This window comes from Glycomyces endophyticus (genome assembly GCF_039531525.1).
Taxonomy (GTDB): Bacteria; Actinomycetota; Actinomycetes; order Mycobacteriales; family Micromonosporaceae; genus Glycomyces; species Glycomyces endophyticus.
In genome coordinates, this window is sequence record NZ_BAAAQF010000005.1 from 473,507 (window position 1) to 489,445 (window position 15,939).

At 72.0% G+C, this 15,939-nt stretch carries 12 protein-coding genes; 4 read left to right on the plus strand and 8 right to left on the minus strand.

Features of this window, described 5'->3' with window-relative positions; all coding sequences use genetic code 11:
- Window positions 1–2: 2 nt before the first annotated feature.
- Both ABD419_RS08940 and ABD419_RS08945 read right to left on the minus strand, forming a co-directional pair.
- Window positions 3–899 (minus strand): peptidylprolyl isomerase, encoded by an 897-nt coding sequence (locus ABD419_RS08940; protein ID WP_344484673.1) that lies wholly within the window; start codon window positions 897–899, stop codon window positions 3–5.
- 32 nt (window positions 900–931) lie between these two features.
- Window positions 932–1,273, minus strand: coding sequence for a hypothetical protein (locus ABD419_RS08945; RefSeq protein WP_344484676.1), 342 nt, complete (start codon window positions 1,271–1,273; stop codon window positions 932–934).
- A gap of 124 nt (window positions 1,274–1,397) precedes the next feature.
- Here ABD419_RS08945 and ABD419_RS08950 point away from each other — a divergent pair, with 124 nt between their 5' ends.
- Both ABD419_RS08950 and hisS read left to right on the plus strand, forming a co-directional pair.
- Window positions 1,398–2,069, plus strand: a complete 672-nt coding sequence (locus tag ABD419_RS08950) for an MBL fold metallo-hydrolase (protein WP_344484678.1) — start codon at window positions 1,398–1,400, stop codon at window positions 2,067–2,069.
- Between the two features lie 51 nt (window positions 2,070–2,120).
- On the plus strand, window positions 2,121–3,446 hold the full coding sequence (gene hisS / locus ABD419_RS08955; RefSeq protein ID WP_344484681.1) for a histidine--tRNA ligase: 1,326 nt from the start codon (window positions 2,121–2,123) through the stop codon (window positions 3,444–3,446).
- A 58-nt stretch (window positions 3,447–3,504) separates the two neighbouring features.
- On the opposite strand, the gene ABD419_RS08960 is transcribed toward hisS, so the two are convergent.
- The 6 genes from ABD419_RS08960 to ABD419_RS08985 form a co-directional block, all read right to left on the minus strand.
- Window positions 3,505–4,362, minus strand: a complete 858-nt coding sequence (locus ABD419_RS08960) for a hypothetical protein (RefSeq protein ID WP_344484684.1) — start codon at window positions 4,360–4,362, stop codon at window positions 3,505–3,507.
- A gap of 151 nt (window positions 4,363–4,513) precedes the next feature.
- Window positions 4,514–5,362, minus strand: coding sequence for an SDR family NAD(P)-dependent oxidoreductase (locus ABD419_RS08965; RefSeq protein WP_344484687.1), 849 nt, complete (start codon window positions 5,360–5,362; stop codon window positions 4,514–4,516).
- An 85-nt stretch (window positions 5,363–5,447) separates the two neighbouring features.
- Complete coding sequence (locus tag ABD419_RS08970; RefSeq protein WP_344484690.1) at window positions 5,448–6,644, minus strand: NAD(P)/FAD-dependent oxidoreductase; 1,197 nt, start codon at window positions 6,642–6,644, stop codon at window positions 5,448–5,450.
- Between the two features lie 102 nt (window positions 6,645–6,746).
- Complete coding sequence (gene sigJ / locus ABD419_RS08975) at window positions 6,747–7,694, minus strand: RNA polymerase sigma factor SigJ (protein ID WP_344484693.1); 948 nt, start codon at window positions 7,692–7,694, stop codon at window positions 6,747–6,749.
- Window positions 7,695–7,747: 53 nt separating this feature from the next.
- On the minus strand, window positions 7,748–8,560 hold the full coding sequence (locus ABD419_RS08980) for a hypothetical protein (protein ID WP_344484696.1): 813 nt from the start codon (window positions 8,558–8,560) through the stop codon (window positions 7,748–7,750).
- Between the two features lie 133 nt (window positions 8,561–8,693).
- On the minus strand, window positions 8,694–9,632 hold the full coding sequence (locus ABD419_RS08985; protein WP_344484699.1) for a hypothetical protein: 939 nt from the start codon (window positions 9,630–9,632) through the stop codon (window positions 8,694–8,696).
- 287 nt (window positions 9,633–9,919) lie between these two features.
- On the opposite strand from ABD419_RS08985, the gene gltB reads away from it, so the two are divergent.
- Window positions 9,920–14,458, plus strand: a complete 4,539-nt coding sequence (gene gltB / locus ABD419_RS08990) for a glutamate synthase large subunit (protein WP_425555980.1) — start codon at window positions 9,920–9,922, stop codon at window positions 14,456–14,458.
- Entirely contained in the window at window positions 14,458–15,927 is a 1,470-nt protein-coding gene (locus tag ABD419_RS08995) for a glutamate synthase subunit beta (protein ID WP_344484705.1), read from the plus strand. Before gltB ends, ABD419_RS08995 begins: the two co-directional genes overlap by 1 nt.
- Window positions 15,928–15,939 lie beyond the last annotated feature (12 nt).

Consider the following 15,939-nt stretch of genomic DNA (forward strand, 5'->3'; position numbering starts at 1 on the left):
GATCACATGACGCCCGCGGCGGCGACCTGCTCGACGATGTCCAGGCCGGAGGTGATCTGGCCGAGGATCGTGTAGTCCGCGGGGAGCGTGGTGTCCTCGTAGACGATGAAGAACTGGCTGCCGGTGGTGCCGGCGCCGGCGTTGGCCATCGCGATGGTCCCCGCCGGGTAGTTCGCCTCGGCCTCGACCGGGGTGTTCTCCTCGCCGTACTGGTAGCCCGGGGAGCCCGCGCCGGCCATCTCGGGCGTGCCGGCCTCGATCGCGGCGCGCGCGTCGGGGTCGCCGCACTGGAGCACCCAGATGCCGTCGGTGGTCAGGCGGTGGCACTGCTGGCCGTCGAAGTAGCCGTCCTGGGCGAGGTACGTGTAGGACCCGGCGGTGCACGGGGCGCCGGCGGTGTCGATGTCGGCGGTGATGACGCCGAGGTTGGTCACGATGGTCATCTCCTGCGTCCCGGCCGCGGGCTGGGTCGAGAGCGGGACCGGGCTGGTGCCGTCCATGGAGGTGAACATGCACGCCTCGGTCGCGGAGGCGTCCGGGGTGCTCATCTGCAGGCACTCCAGGTAGACGTCCTGGACCGGGCGGCCGTCGGTGAGGCCCTCGGTCGCGGTGCCGGTGGCGCCCTCGCCGCTGGGCTCGATCCCGTCGCAGCGGGTCGAGGCGGCCTCGGCGTCCGCGACGAGCTGCCGCACGTCCGGGTCGGCGGAGGAGCCGCCCTCGTCGTCGCCGCCGAGCCAGGCGAACGCCCCCCACGCCAGGAGGACCAGGGCCACGAGGGCGGCGACGCCCCCGACGCTCCAGGCGACGGTGCGCTTGTGGCGCTCCTCCTCGGCCTTGACGGCCATGCGCTGCTGCAACTGCTGGCGGGCCGCCAGTCGCTGTGCCTGTTTCGACGCCACCGTCGGTTCTCCTTCGCGCGGTTGGGGGTGTGTTACTCGGTCTCGGTATCGGTGGGGGACTCGTCGGCCGCGGGGCTCTCGGTCGCGCCGTCAGTGGCCGCGTCGGTCGCCGCATCGGTGGCGGCCGGGTCGGTCGCGAGCGGGTCCACCGACTCGGTGACCTCCGCGGTCGGCACGTCCTCGACCGGCTCCTCGTCCTTGAAGAACCCGTCCTGCCACAGGTAGGCCAGGGTCAGCACGGCGGCCACGGCGAGGAGTCCGCCCAGCGCCTGGAGCTGGCGGCGCCTGCGCAGCTTGCCCGCGAGGCGCGCGTTCTTCTTCGCGTTCGCGATGCGCTGCTTGCGCTGCTCCATGTGCTTGGACTTCGCGGGCACCTGGACTCCTCATGACGTTCGCTTGTGTTGGGGGTTACGAGTTCCGCAGTCTAACCGGGTCAAGTCAGGCGCGTCACCGCAGGATGCCCGGTGTATCCTGACCCGCGACGGAGGGGGAGAGCGGGTGCTCATCGAGACGCTGGTGGCGGATGCGTTCGGCACGAACTGCTACGTGCTGTCGTCCGGTCCCGGCGCGGAATGCGTGGTCGTTGACCCGGGCATCGGCATCGCCCCGCGCCTCGACGCCCTGCTCGGCGAGCGCGGCCTCAAGCCCGTCGCCGTCGTCCTCACCCACGGGCACCTCGACCACACGTTCTCGGTGACCCCGGTGTGCGGCGCGAACGACGTCCCCGCCTACATCCACGCCGCCGACGCCCACCTGCTCGCCGACCCCGCCGCGGGCTTCAGCGCGAACATGATGTCGCTCGTCGGCACCGGCCTGGACTGGACCGAACCCGACGACGTGCAGATCCTCGCCGACGGCGGCGTCGTCGAACTCGCCGGGATGCGCTTCACCGTCGACCACGCGCCCGGCCACACCGCCGGCTCCGCCATGTTCCACACCAGCGGCGACGAGGCCGCCTACACGCTCACCGGCGACGTCCTCTTCCGCGGCGCGATCGGCCGCACCGACCTGCCCGGCGGCTCCGACGCCGCCATGCAGGAGACGCTGCGCACGAAGGTCCTCCCGCTCGACGACGGCGTCGTCGTCCTCCCCGGGCACGGCCCGGCCACCACGATCGCGGCCGAGCGCGCCCGCAACCCGTACCTGAAGCGGGCCGCGGAGCATCATTAGGCGCGCCGCCCCGCCGCCCGCCGACCGATCGACATCCACGAGGAGACACCCATGTCACGACCCCAGCCGCTCTCGGGCTTCCCCGAACTGCTGCCCCGGCAGCGGATCGTCGAGCAGCAGGTCGTCGACCACCTCCGCCGCGCCTTCGAGCTCCACGGCTTCGCGAACCTCCAGACCCGCGCCGTCGAGCCCATGGACCAGCTGCTGCGCAAGGGCGAGACCTCCAAGGAGGTCTACGTCCTGCGCCGCCTCCAGGCCGACGAGCGCGACACGAGCGACGCCGAACTCGGCCTGCACTTCGACCTGACCGTCCCGTTCGCGCGGTACGTCCTGGAGCACGCCGGGAAGCTCAACTTCCCGTTCCGCCGCTACCAGATCCAGCCGGTCTGGCGCGGCGAGCGCCCCCAGGGCGGGCGCTACCGCGAGTTCTGGCAGGCCGACATCGACATCGTCGACCAGGGCCAGCTGCCCGCGCACTACGAGGTGGAGGTGGCGCTCGTCGTCGCCGACGCCCTCAAGGACCTGCCGATCCCGAAGGTCCGCATGCACGTCAACAACCGCAAGCTCTCCCAGGGCTTCTACCAGGGCCTCGGCATCGCCGACACCGAGGAGGCGCTGCGGATCGTCGACAAGCTCGACAAGATCGGGCCCGACGCGACCGCGAAGCTCCTCGTCGACGGCGTCGACGCGACCCCCGAGCAGGCCGAGGCCTGCCTGAAGCTCGCCGCGATCCGCACCGAGGACGCCTCGTTCGTCGACGAGATCCGCGCCCTCGGCGTCGCCGACCCGCTCCTGGACGAGGGCCTGGCCGAACTGGCCGCCGTCGTCGAGGCCGCCGCGACCGCCGCGCCCGGCTTCGTCGTCGCCGACATGAAGATCGCCCGCGGCCTCGACTACTACACCGGCACCGTCTACGAGGTGTTCATCGAGGGCGAGGAGCACCTCGGCTCGGTGTGCTCGGGCGGTCGCTACGACACGCTCGCCTCCGACGGCAAGAACACCTACCCCGGCGTGGGCCTCTCGATCGGCGTCTCGCGCCTGCTCGTGCCCCTGCTCCAGGCCGGGCGCCTCGACGCCACCCGCGAGGTCCCCACCTGCGTCCTGGTGGCCCTCGCGAACGAGGACGAGCGCACCGAGGCGACCGCGCTGGCGCAGCGCCTCCGCGCCCGCGGCATCCCCGCGCAGGTCTCGCCCTCGGCGGCGAAGTTCGGCAAGCAGATCAAGTTCGCCGACAAGCGCGGCATCCCGTTCGTGCTCTTCACCAACGAGGAGGGCACGCAGATGAAGGACATCCGCTCCGGAGACCAGGTGACGGTCGACGTCGACGCCTGGATCCCGCCCGAAGAGGACCTGCACCCGAGGATCGTCTCGGCATAGCACGAAGCGGGCGCCCCGAGGGGCGCCCGCCTTGTTCAGCCGCTGCCTCGCCTGTCTCTCACCCGATGATGGCCTTGACGGACGGCGCGGTCGCCGCGAGCTTGAGCCAGGAGTTCAGCTCGTTGAGGTCCTGGCAGCCCTCGATCCTGCGGCGCTGGTCCTCGGTGATGAGCAGACCGCGCGATTCAAGGACGATGAGCAGCGCGTTCGATTCTCCTACCGCCTTGCCTTTGGCTTCGGTCTCGGCCAGGAGCTTGCTCTGGTACGGGTACGTCTCTTGCTGCATCAGGGCCTCCAGGATCGCGCGGGGATGCTCGCTGAGCTGCCCCAACATGTATTGAGTGTATCGTCTGGCCGTTTCGACCGGGAGCGGCGCGAGCTCGGCGGTCGCGGCGATGAGCAGGTGTTCGATGTCGTCCGCGTGCTCGTGGACGAGGGTACCGAGAACCATCTGCTCGGCGAGGTCCCCCGTTCCCGAGGGCTCCGTGAGTTTCGGATAGTTGGCGCTGCCGAGCACGAGCATCTGGAAATCGCTGCCGGGTTGTCCGGTATCGATCGGTTCGCTCGCCCACTTCGCCACCGCTGGTCTGGGGCAGACCACGATCAGTAGGACCGGAGCTTGAATGCGGTGGCGGATGTTGGCCTGGTACGCCGGCCAGGAATACCGCTTGTCCTCGTCCTTCCCGCGCTGGACCTCGACGATGATGCCGAGTCGCGCCTCGCCATCCTTGTGGCAGACCACGACGTTGTCGGCGTTCAGGTCGCGCACCTCGATGTCGGTCGCGGATTCGGAGTAGGGCAGGACTCGGTCGTGTTCGGGGATGGGTAGATCGAGGATGTCGCGGACGAGTTCGACCGCGAATTGAGGCTTGCTTCTGCAGAGCTTCAACGGGTTGTCGTGAATGTGAGTGGTCACGAGGGGAAGGCTAGGCACTACTGGTGACGGCTTCCAAACACGTAACCCGTTGGCGTTTCACGTAAGCGACGGGGTTCACACACGACTGTCGTACATGTCCTTGCGAGGCGCTGAGGCGGGCACCCGCGAGGGTGCCCGCCTCAGCGTTCGATCAGGCCGTGGCGGTCAGGTCGCCCTGGGCTTCCAGGGACAGGTCCTGCCAGTCGGCCCAGTTCTGGAGGCGTTCGCCGTAGGCCTTCTGGAGGAGCGGGTAGAAGCCCAGCCCCCACAGCACGCGCAGCGGCGGGCGATCGAGGTCGACGAGTTTGAGCATCGCGCGGGCGGAGGCGGCCGGGTCGCCCGCGGGCTGGCCCTTGACGGCCTCGGCGAGCTTCTCGCGCAGCGGTACGTAGGCGGGGTGCGCGGCGGACATGTGGCCGTTGTCGAGGGGGTCGGGGTTCTTGCCCTTCCGGGTGGCGAAGCCGCCGGGCTCGACGATGGTCACCTTGATGCCGAAGGAGGCGACCTCGCCCGCGAGGGCCTCGTTCAGGCCTTCCAGGGCCCATTTCGAAGCGTGGTAGGCGCCGCCGAGCGGCATCGCGATGAGGCCCGCCGCGGAGGACAGCTGCACGATGTGGCCCGAGCCCTGGGCCCGCAGGTGGGGGAGGACGGCCTGGACGACCCAGACGGCGCCGTAGAAGTTGGTCTCCATCTCGCCGCGCAGCTCCGCCTCGGACAGTTCCTCGACGGCGCCGACCTGCGCGAAACCGGCGTTGTTGACGACGACGTCGAGGCGGCCGAAGTGCGCGACGGCCGCTTCGACGGCCGCGTCCACCGCGGCCCGGTCGGTGACGTCCACGGCGAGCGGCAGGATCGCGTCGCCGTACTTCTCGGCGAGCTCGCCGAAGCCCTCGGTGCTCCGCGCGGTGGCGGCGACGCGGTCGCCGCGGCCGAGGGCGGCTTCGGCGAACTCCCGGCCGAGCCCGCGGGACGAACCGGTGATGAACCAGACCTTGCTCATGGCGATGTTCCTTTGCATTGGGTGTGTGCGTGTGATCGGGGGAGTGGGGCCGGGCGGTCCGAGCCGCCCGGCCCCGGGGAGGGAATCAGGCCAGGGCCTTGACGGTGCTGCCGGTGGTCGCGGCGGCCGGGGCGAGCCGGCGGCGGCGGGCCGGGAGGCCGTAGGTCGGGTTGGCGACGCCCCAGGCGGCGCCCTTGCAGATGAGCTCCTTGTAGCGGGCGGCGAAGCGGCCGCGGAGTGAGCCGGAGCGGGCCTCGTCGTCGGCGGTGACGAACTGGATGAGGCCCTCGCCGCGGCCGAGGCTGACGCACTGCTGGACGTATCCGAGCGGGACTCGGCCGGCCTTGGCGCCGGTGAGGCGGGCGACGATCGCGTCGGCGGCGACTTGGGCCGTGGGGATGCCCGAGGCGCAGGACATGCGCAGCGGGCTGCCGGAGTCGCCGATGGCGTAGGCGGCGTCGCCGACGGCGTACACGTCGGGGTGCGAGACCGAGGCCAGGTCGCGGTCGACGACGATCTGGCCGCGGTCGGTGGTCTCCAGGGCCGCGGCGGCGGCGACGGGATGGACGGCGAAGCCGGTGGTCCACACCGTGGCCGCGGTCGGGAGCGTCCGGCCGTCGGCGGTGACGAGGGCGTCGGCGCGGACCTCGACGACGTCGGTGTGCTCGTGCACGGTGATGCCGAGCCCTCCGAAGACCTTTCGCAGGTGCTCCTGGGCCTTCGGCGAGACCCAGTCGCCGAGGCCGCCGCGGGCGACGAGTGCGACGTGCAGGTCGGGCCGGGCCTCGGCGAACTCGGTGGCCGCCTCGACGCCGGTGAGGCCGCCGCCGACGACGGTCACGGTCTGGCCGGCGTCCATGCGGGCCAGGCGGTCCCGCAGCCGCAGGGCGCCGGGGCGGCTGGCGACCTCGTGGGCGTGCTCGGCGACGCCGGGGACGCCCTGGTCGGTCCAACCGCTGCCGAGGGCGTAGACGAGCGTGTCGTATGCGAGGGTCTCGGGGCCGGTCGCGCCGGTGACGGCGACGGTCTTGGCGTCGGCGTCCACGGCGGTGACCTTCGCGAACCTGAGTTCGACGCCGGTGCCGGCGAACATCTCGGCGAAGGGCCGGGGCTTCAGGTCCTGGCCGGCCGCGACCTGGTGCAGGCGGACGCGCTCGACGAAGTCGGCCTCGGCGTTGACGAGGGTGATCTGCACGTCGTCGGGGTGCAGCCGCTTCGCGAGGCGGCCGGCGGCGAAGGCGCCGGTGTAGCCGGCGCCGAGGACGATGATGCGGTGCTGCATGGTCTCGCTCCTGTCTGCTTCGTGTTCGCGACCTGAACCGAACAGGGCCGCGAAAGCTGACAGGGTTCGACTATGAAGCACGCCACATGGCGTCGGACGGGGCTAGAAGGCCTGCTCGACGAGGGGTTCGCCGTGGTCGAGGGTCGCCCACAGGGCCGTCGCGCGCGCGAGCTTGTCGGGGTTGACCTGGCTGCGGAACGCGGTGATGCCGTCGGCGCCGACCTCCAGGCTCATGACGCCGACGACGCGCCCGTCGAGGACCGCGATCGCCGCGGGCTCGCCGTTCGCCGTCCACGCGTACACCTGCGGGGAGCCGCCGAGGATCTTCCGCTTGGCCTGCGCGGGCCGGAACAGGCCCCACAGGAACTTCGCGACGGCGGTCGCGCCCGCGTACGGGGTGGCCTTGGCCGGGACCTTGCCGCCGCCGTCGCCGATCGCCACGGCGTCGCCGGTGAGCAGCTCGACCAGGGGCGCGACGGAGCCGCCGGTGGCGGCCGCGAGGAACTCCTCGACGACGCGCCGGGCCGCGGCCTCGTCGATCTCGGTGCGGGCCCGGCCCTCGGCGACGTGCCCCTTGGCGCGGTGGAAGATCTGCTGGCTCGACGCCGGGGTGATGTCGAGGATCTCGGCGATCTCCTTGTGCGGGTAGTCGAAGGCCTCGCGCAGCACGTAGACGGCGCGCTCGTTCGGGGTCAGGCGCTCCATGAGCGCGAGGACGGCGAGGGACACCGACTCGCGCTGCTCGGCGGTGTCGGCCGGGCCGAGCATCGGGTCGCCGCCCAGGAGCGGCTCGGGCAGCCACTCGCCGACGTACGTCTCGCGCCGCGCCCGCGCCGACGTCAGCTGGTTCAGGCACAGGTTCGTGAGGACCTTCGTCAGCCACGCCTCGGGGACCTCGATGCGCCCGACGTCGGCGGCCTGCCAGCGCAGGAACGCCTCCTGCACCGCGTCCTCGGCCTCCCCGGCGGAGCCCAGCATCCGGTAGGCGATGGCCGCCAGGCGGGGCCTGGCGGCTTCGAAGCGGTCGACGTCGAGGGTCGTGAGGGCCATGCGCCGATCCTAGCGCTCGGACCTCACCACAGCGCCTTCCTTGGGGCCGTGGGCTACTCCACCTCGCGGACGCAGTAGATCGCGGTGATCGAGTCGATCTCGGGGTCCCAGTCGCGGCTCGCGGCGATCGCGGTGTCGGTGTAGTAGTACTGCGTCCACTCGTACCCGTCGCAGGCGTCGGCGGCGGCCACGGCGTGGAACGGGTCGGACGGGTCGGAGTCCGCGGGGCTCTGCGCGATGTGGACGACGTACCAGTACGCGTCGGCGGAGGTGCAGTCCACGACGTAGAAGCCGGTGGTGACGTTCTCGATGCACTCGCCCTCGACGGGCACGCGGTAGGACGACTCGGCCTCGGTGGTGGCCTCTTCAGAGGGTTCGGCCGCGGTGGTCTCCTCGGCGGCTTCGGTCGTCTCCTCCTCGGCGGCCTCGGACGTCTCCTGCGCGACCGGGTCCTCCTCCTCGCCGCCCAGGTTGAGGGCGAGGAAGGTGCCGCCGATGGCGACGACCAGGACCACGGCGACGAGGCTGACGATCAGGGTGGTGTTGCCGCCGCTGCGCGGGGGCGGGGGCGCGGCCTGGCCGGGCTGGAACGCCCCGCCGGGCGGCGGAGGCGGCTGGAAGCCCTGGGGCCGCGGCGCCGCGGGCTGACCGGGCACGTAGCCGGGCGAGGCGGGGGAGTAGGGCATCCCCGGCGGGGCGGAGCCGGGGTGGACGTTCAGCGGCGGGTTCCCGTAGCCGGTGCCGGGTCCGTACGTGTCCGGGCGGGAGTACGGGTCGGCGTCGGTGGTGTAGTGCTGGGGCGCGGAGGGCTGGCCGTAGCCCGGCTGCTGCTGCGGGTCGAAGGGGTTCGGGGGCGGGTAGGTCATGGCGGCTCTCCGTCGGGTGGCCGTACTCGGGGCGGTTCCCCACCATCATATTGCGCCCCCGCGAGCGCGCCCTCCGCCGCGAACGCGGAGGGCCGCCCCCGCGGTGCGGGAGCGGCCCTGAACGCAGTCGTCGCTAGACGTTGTCGCTGGAGCAGTAGGCGCCCCAGACGAGCCCGTCGCCGCCGATCAGCGACGTGGCGTAGTAGCCCGAGTTCGGGCAGCCGGCGAGCGCGGTGCTGTAGTCCCACGCGGCCTCTTCGACCGGCGGGTCGTAGGTCTCGGTCTCTTCGACGATGTAGACCGCGCCGGGGGCGGCGCAGTCGATCTTGAGGCCGTTGGCGTCGGTGCAGTCGCCGGTGTTCGGGGTGACCGGGAGCGCGCCGTCGGCGTTCTCCTTCTCGATCGCGGTCAGGCACAGCAGGTAGTCGACCTTGCCGCCGTCCCAGTCGTACACGTAGAAGTACGACTGCCAGACCTCGCCGAACGCGCCGCGCAGCGCCACGGCGCCGCACTCGGTCTCGACGCCGACGTAGTCCTCGAGCTCACCGAGCGAGTCGGCGCGCAGGTCGGGGTCGTCGACGACCTTGTTGACCGTCCAGTACGCCTCGGCGGCGTCGCAGCCGGCGGTGAGGCCCGCGGTCGGGTCGGTGTCGGTGGAGGTCGTGGTCGAGTTCAGGTCCTCGATGAGGCAGTCGCCCTCGGCGACCGACGCCGACGTGTCGGAGTCCGACATGTCGTCGAGCGCGTTGCCGACGTCGCCGTCGTTTGCGACGAACCGGATGAGGAACCAGATGCCCAGGCCGACGACGACCAGGATCGCGGGCACGATCTTCCAGACGAGGCCGCCACCGCCGCCGCCGCCCGAGGGCGGGATCGGCGGGGGCGCGCCGTAGGGGCCGCCGGGGGTGCCGGGGGGCGGCGGGTAGCCGGGCTGCTGGCCGTAGCCGGGCGGCTGCGAGGGCTGCCCGTAACCGGGCTGCTGCGGCTGAGGGGCGTACCCGCCCGGCTGCTGCTGCGGGTAGCCCGGCTGCTGCGGCTGCTGTCCGTAGCCAGGGGGCGGGGGATAGGTCATTGGTGAACGACTCCTTGCGAACGTATTCTTGGCGAGGGGTGCTTGCACGGGATGGGCACCGTGCGATATGGGATCACTCTAACCACCCGTATCCACCGGCCCGCACGGCCCGGCCCTCGTCCGAGCCGCTGTTACACCCTCATTACACGCCGATTGCGCGATACCTGAGTACTCGTTCAGAAAAACCGCGCGACCTGCTCGGATCGTAGGACGATGGTGTCCGCCAGATGAGCGATGCATTACACTCGCCTGACACTTTGCATTCTCTCGGGCCGACGTCGTCCCGTATGACACACCGCTGTGCTCCAGCGCCCCCACCTGCTGCTGCGAGCGCTCGACGACGAAGGAGGCCACGGTTGGTTTCTGCCCTGCACACCGAACCCGGTCTTTACCGCCCCGCCTGGGAACACGACGCCTGCGGCGTCGCCTTCGTCGCGGACATGCAAGGCCGGGCCGCCCACGACGTCATCGAGCGGGGACTCTCCGCGCTCGTGCGCATGGAGCACCGAGGCGCGACCGCCCCCGACCCCGACTCGGGCGACGGCGCGGGCATCATGCTCCAGATCCCGGACGCCTTCTACCGCGACGCCGTCGACTTCACCCTCCCCGCCGCGGGCCACTACGCCGCCGGCCTCGTCTTCACGCCCGAGGGCGACGACGAGACCCTGCGCGCCCGCGCGATCGTCGAGAAGTACGCCGTCGCCGAGGGCTGCCGCGTCCTCGGCTGGCGCGACGTGCCCACCGACGCCTCCGGCCTCGGCGCCGCCGCCCTGGCCTCCAAGCCCCGCGTCTCCCAGGTGTTCCTCGCCGCCGAGGACGCCGCCGCCTCCGGGATCGAGCTCGACCGCCTCGCGTTCTGCGTCCGCAAGCAGGCCGAGCGCGAGATGCGCGAGCGCCACCTCGGCGGCGCCGCGATCGTCAGCCTCTCGGGCCGCACCGTCGTGTACAAGGGCATGCTCACGCCCGCGCAGGTGCCGCAGTTCTACCCCGAGCTCGCCGACGAGCGCCTGGCCTCCGCCATCGCGCTGGTCCACTCCCGGTTCTCCACCAACACGTTCCCGTCGTGGCCGCTCGCCCACCCGTTCCGGATGGTCGCGCACAACGGCGAGATCAACACGATCCGCGGCAACCGCAACTGGATGACCGCCCGCCAGGCCGAGCTCGCGACCGCGGCCCTGCCCGGCCGCCTGCGCCGCCTGTTCCCGATCAACACGCCCGGCGGCTCCGACTCCCTCAACTTCGACGAGGTCGTCGAGCTCCTGCACCTGGGCGGGCGCAGCCTGCCCCACGCGATGCTCATGATGGTGCCGGAGGCGTGGGAGCACAACGCGACCATGGACCCCAAGCGCCGCGACTTCTACCGCTACCACGCCTCGATCATGGAGCCCTGGGACGGACCCGCCGCGGTCTGCTTCACCGACGGCGCCCAGATCGGCGCGGTCCTCGACCGCAACGGCCTGCGCCCCGCCCGCTGGTGGCGCACCACCGACGACCTCGTCGTGCTCGCCTCCGAGGCCGGCGTCGTCGACATCGACCCCGCGAAGGTCGCCCAGAAGGGCCGCCTCGAGCCGGGCCGCATGTTCCTGGTCGACACCGAGGCCGGCCGCATCGTCGACGACGAAGAGGTCAAGGACGCGCTGGCGAAGGAGCACCCCTACGGGGACTGGCTCCACGCCGGGCTCATCCGCCTCGAGGAGCTGCCCGAGCGCAAGGCCCGCACCTACGACGCCGAGTCCGTGCGCCGCCGCCAGCTCACCTTCGGGTACACCGACGAGGAGCTGCGCATGTTCCTCGCCCCCATGGCCGCCAACGGCGAGGAGCCGCTGGTCTCCATGGGCTCCGACACCCCCATCGCCGGGCTCTCGAAGCGCCCGAAGCTCCTGTTCGACTACTTCACGCAGCTGTTCGCGCAGGTCACCAACCCGCCGCTGGACGCCATCCGCGAGAAGCTCGTCACCGCGCTCGGGACCACCGTCGGCCCCGAGGGCAACCTGCTCGAACCCGGCCCGCACTCGTGCCGCCAGATCGAGCTCGCCCGCCCGATCCTGTCGAACGAGGAGCTCGCGAAGATCCTCCACATCGACGAGGACGGCGACATGCCCGGCTTCCAGGCCGTGCGCGTCTCCGGGGTCTACAAGGCCCGCCACGGCTCGCGGGGCCTGAAGGATCGCCTGGTCGAGATCTGCCGCCACGTCTCCGAGGCCATCGAGGACGGCGTGCGCATCCTCGTCCTCTCCGACCGCGACTCCACCGCCGACCTCGCGCCGATCCCGTCGCTCCTGCTCACCGCCGCGGTGCACCAGCACCTCGTGCGCGAGCAGACCCGCACGAAGGTCGCGCTCCTGGTCGAGACCGGCGACTGCCGCGAGGTGCACCACGCCGCGGTCCTCCTCGGCTACGGCGCCGCCGCGATCAACCCGTACCTGGCGTTCGACTCCGTCGAGGAGCTGTGCGCGCAGGGCGTCGTCGACGCCGAGCCCGCGCAGGCGATCGAGAACTACATCACCGCGCTGTGCAAGGGCGTGCTCAAGGTGATGTCGAAGATCGGCATCTCCACCATCGCCTCCTACACCGGCGCGCAGATCTTCGAGGCCGTCGGCCTCGACGCCGACTTCGTCGACCGCTACTTCACCGGCACCGACTCCTCCATCGGCGGCATCGGCCTCCAGACGCTCGCCAAGGAGGTGGCCGCCCGCCACCGCGCCGCCTACGAGCGCACCGTCGAGACCTCCGAGCCGCTGCCCCCGGGCGGCGACTACCAGTGGCGCCGCGAGGGCGAGGTCCACCTGTTCAACCCCGAGACGGTGTTCCTGCTCCAGCACGCCACCCGCTCGGGCCAGTACGAGGTGTTCAAGCGCTACACCGGCAAGGTCGACGCGATCGCCGCCGACTCCGGGCTGCTCCGCGGCATGCTCGGCTTCGACGACGCCCGCGAGGCCGTCCCGCTCGACGAGGTCGAGCCCGTCGAGGCCATCGTCAAGCGGTTCCACACCGGCGCGATGTCCTACGGCGCGCTCTCCTCCGAGTCGCACGAGACGCTCGCGATCGCGATGAACCGCCTCGGCGGCCGCTCGAACTCCGGCGAGGGCGGCGAGGACGTCGACCGGCTCTACGACCCCGAGCGCCGCTCGGCGATCAAGCAGGTCGCCTCGGGCCGCTTCGGCGTCACCTCCGAGTACCTCGCCACCGCCGACGCCATCCAGATCAAGATGGCGCAGGGCGCCAAGCCCGGCGAGGGCGGCCAGCTGCCCGGCAACAAGGTCCACCCGTGGATCGCCAAGACCCGCAACGCGACCCCGGGCGTGGGCCTCATCAGCCCGCCCCCGCACCACGACATCTACTCGATCGAGGACCTCGCGCAGCTCATCCACGACCTCAAGCACGCCGGCGGCGGCGATGCCGAGGTCCACGTGAAGCTCGTGTCCGAGGTCGGCGTCGGCACGGTCGCCGCGGGCGTGTCCAAGGCCAAGGCCGACACCATCCTCATCTCCGGCTACGACGGCGGCACCGGCGCGTCCCCGGCCAACTCGATCAAGCACGCGGGCACCCCGTGGGAGATCGGGCTCGCCGAGGCGCAGCAGACCCTCGTCCGCAACGGCCTGCGCGACCGCGTCCGGCTCGAAGTGGACGGCGCCATGAAGACCGGCCGCGACGTCGTCGTCGCCGCGCTCCTCGGCGCGGAGGGCTTCGGCTTCGCCACCGCCCCGCTCGTCGTCGCCGGCTGCGTCATGATGCGCGTCTGCCACCTCGACACCTGTCCCGTCGGCGTCGCCACCCAGGACCCGGTCCTGCGCAAGCGCTACACCGGCGAGCCGGAGTTCGTGGAGAACTTCTTCCGCTACATCGCCGAGGAGGTCCGCGAGATCCTCGCCGAGATCGGCTACCGCAGCCTCGACGAGGCCATCGGCAACGTCGAACGGCTCCAGCAGATCCCCGCGCCCGGCCGCAAGGCCGCCCGCGTGGACCTGTCGAACGTCATCGCCTCCCCGGTCGCGGGCCCGCGCGTGCAGGCCACCGTCCAGGAGCACGGCGTCGCCGACACGCTCGGCGCCCGCCTGGTCGACCTCGTCCGCCCCGCGGTCGAGCAGGGCGAGCGCGTCGAGGCCGAGCTGGAGATCCGCAACACCGACCGCTCCGTCGGCGCCCTCGTCGGCGCGGCCGTCTCCCGCGCCCACCGCGAGGGGCTACCCGACGACGCGGTCAAGGTGACCTTCCGCGGCACCGCCGGCCAGTCGTTCGGCGCGTTCCTCACCCGGGGCGCCACGTTCAAGCTCGTCGGCGACGCCAACGACTACGTCGGCAAGGGCCTCTCGGGCGGGCGCCTCGTGCTCACGCCCGACGCCGGGGCCCCGTTCAAGGCCGAGGACAACGTCATCGCCGGGAACACGCTCCTGTACGGGGCGACCTCCGGCGAGGCGTACATCCGCGGGAAGGTCGGCGAGCGCTTCGCCGTCCGAAACTCCGGGGCCGTCGCCGTCGTCGAGGGCGTGGGCGACCACGGCTGCGAGTACATGACCGGCGGCACCGTCCTCGTGCTCGGCCCGACCGGCCGCAACTTCGCGGCCGGCATGTCCGGCGGCGTCGCGTACGTGTGGCGCCTGGACGAGTCGCGCACCAACACCGCGCTCGCGGACCTCGACCCGCTGTCGGCCTCCGACATCGACCTGGTCCACTCGCTGCTGCTGCGCCACGGCCGGGCCACCGGCTCGGAGGTCGCGGCGGAGCTGCTCGGCAACTGGCCGAAGGCCGCCAGCGGCTTCACCAAGGTCATCCCGCGCGAGTACAAGGCCGTTCTCGCCCTCCAGCAAGCCCAGACGGAGGCCTGATGCCAGACCCGAGTGGATTCCTCGAGCACCGCCGCGAGGTGCCGAAGAAGCGCCCGATCCCGGTGCGCATCCTCGACAACCGCGAGGTGTACACCCGCACGTCCAAGGAGCTCGTGACGGCCCAGGCCTCACGCTGCATGGACTGCGGCATCCCGTTCTGCCACAACGGCTGCCCGCTGGGGAACCGCATCCCCGAGTGGAACGACCTGGCCCGCACCGACCGGTGGGGCGCCGCGATCGAGCAGCTGCACGCGACGAACAACTTCCCGGAGTTCACCGGGCGGCTGTGCCCGGCGCCGTGCGAGGCCGCGTGCGTCCTCGGGATCGGCGACGACCCGGTGACCATCAAGAACATCGAGGTCGAGATCATCGACCGGGCGTTCGACGACGGCAACGTCGAGCCGCGCCCGGCCGCGTTCGCGACCGGCAAGTCCGTCGCGGTCGTCGGCTCGGGCCCGGCCGGCATGGCCGCCGCCCAGCAGCTGGCCCGCGCGGGCCACTCGGTGACGGTGTACGAGCGCGACGACGCTCCCGGCGGGCTCCTGCGCTACGGCATCCCCGACTTCAAGCTGGAGAAGCACCACATCGACCGCCGCGTGGCCCAGATGGAGGCCGAGGGCGTCGAGTTCCTGTGCGACGTCAACGTCGGCGTCGACATCACGGCCGAGGACCTGCGCGAGCGCCACGACGCGGTCGTGCTCGCGGTCGGCGCGCTCGAAGGGCGCGAGACCGACCAGGCCGGGCGGGAGCTCGCGGGCATCCACCAGGCGATGGAGCACCTCGTGGGCGCCAACCAGGTCGCGGCGGGCAAGGCCCCGTTCGCGCCGATCGACGCCAAGGGCAAGCACGTGGTCATCATCGGCGGCGGCGACACCGGCGCGGACTGCCTGGGCGTGGCCCACCGGCAGGGCGCGGCCTCGGTCCGCCAGCTCGACCTGTACCCGACGCCCCCGTCCGACCGGGACGCCGGGAAGGACCCGTGGCCGACCTGGCCCGTCATCGTCCGCAACTACCCGGCCCACGAGGAGGGCGGGGAGCGCAACTACGGCTCCGCCGCCGCGGAGTTCATCGGCGACGAGCACGGGCACGTCCGCCAGATGCGCCTCTCCGAGGTCACCGTCGACAAGTCCCAGGGCCGCCGCGACGTCGTCCCGGTGCCCGGCACCGAGCGGATCGTGCCCGCGGACCTGGTGCTGCTGGCGATCGGCTTCGCCGGCACCGAGGACCAGCCGCTCCTGCGCCAGCTCGGCGTCGAGCGGACCCGGCGCAACGTGATCGACTGCGGCGAGGACTGGCAGACGGACGCGCCCGGCGTGTTCGTCGCCGGCGACGCCCACCGGGGCGCCTCGCTCATCGTGTGGGCGATCGCGGAGGGCCGCGCCGCGGCCGCCGCCGCGCACCGGTACCTCGGCGGCCAGACGGCGCTCCCCGCGCCCGTCGCGGCCTCCGCACAACCGCTCGCCGCATAGCGTGCAATAGGC

Excerpts from the sequence above, each read along its gene's own strand:
- hisS (WP_344484681.1), top strand. The coding sequence starts at position 2,121 with ATGTCACGACCCCAGCCGCTCTCGGGCTTCCCCGAACTGCTGCCCCGG.
- ABD419_RS08965 (WP_344484687.1), bottom strand. The coding sequence starts at position 5,362 with ATGAGCAAGGTCTGGTTCATCACCGGTTCGTCCCGCGGGCTCGGCCGG.
- ABD419_RS08970 (WP_344484690.1), bottom strand. The coding sequence starts at position 6,644 with ATGCAGCACCGCATCATCGTCCTCGGCGCCGGCTACACCGGCGCCTTC.
- sigJ (WP_344484693.1), bottom strand. The coding sequence starts at position 7,694 with ATGGCCCTCACGACCCTCGACGTCGACCGCTTCGAAGCCGCCAGGCCC.
- ABD419_RS08980 (WP_344484696.1), bottom strand. The coding sequence starts at position 8,560 with ATGACCTACCCGCCCCCGAACCCCTTCGACCCGCAGCAGCAGCCGGGC.
- ABD419_RS08985 (WP_344484699.1), bottom strand. The coding sequence starts at position 9,632 with ATGACCTATCCCCCGCCCCCTGGCTACGGACAGCAGCCGCAGCAGCCG.
- gltB (WP_425555980.1), top strand. The coding sequence starts at position 9,920 with ATGACACACCGCTGTGCTCCAGCGCCCCCACCTGCTGCTGCGAGCGCT.
- ABD419_RS08995 (WP_344484705.1), top strand. The coding sequence starts at position 14,458 with ATGCCAGACCCGAGTGGATTCCTCGAGCACCGCCGCGAGGTGCCGAAG.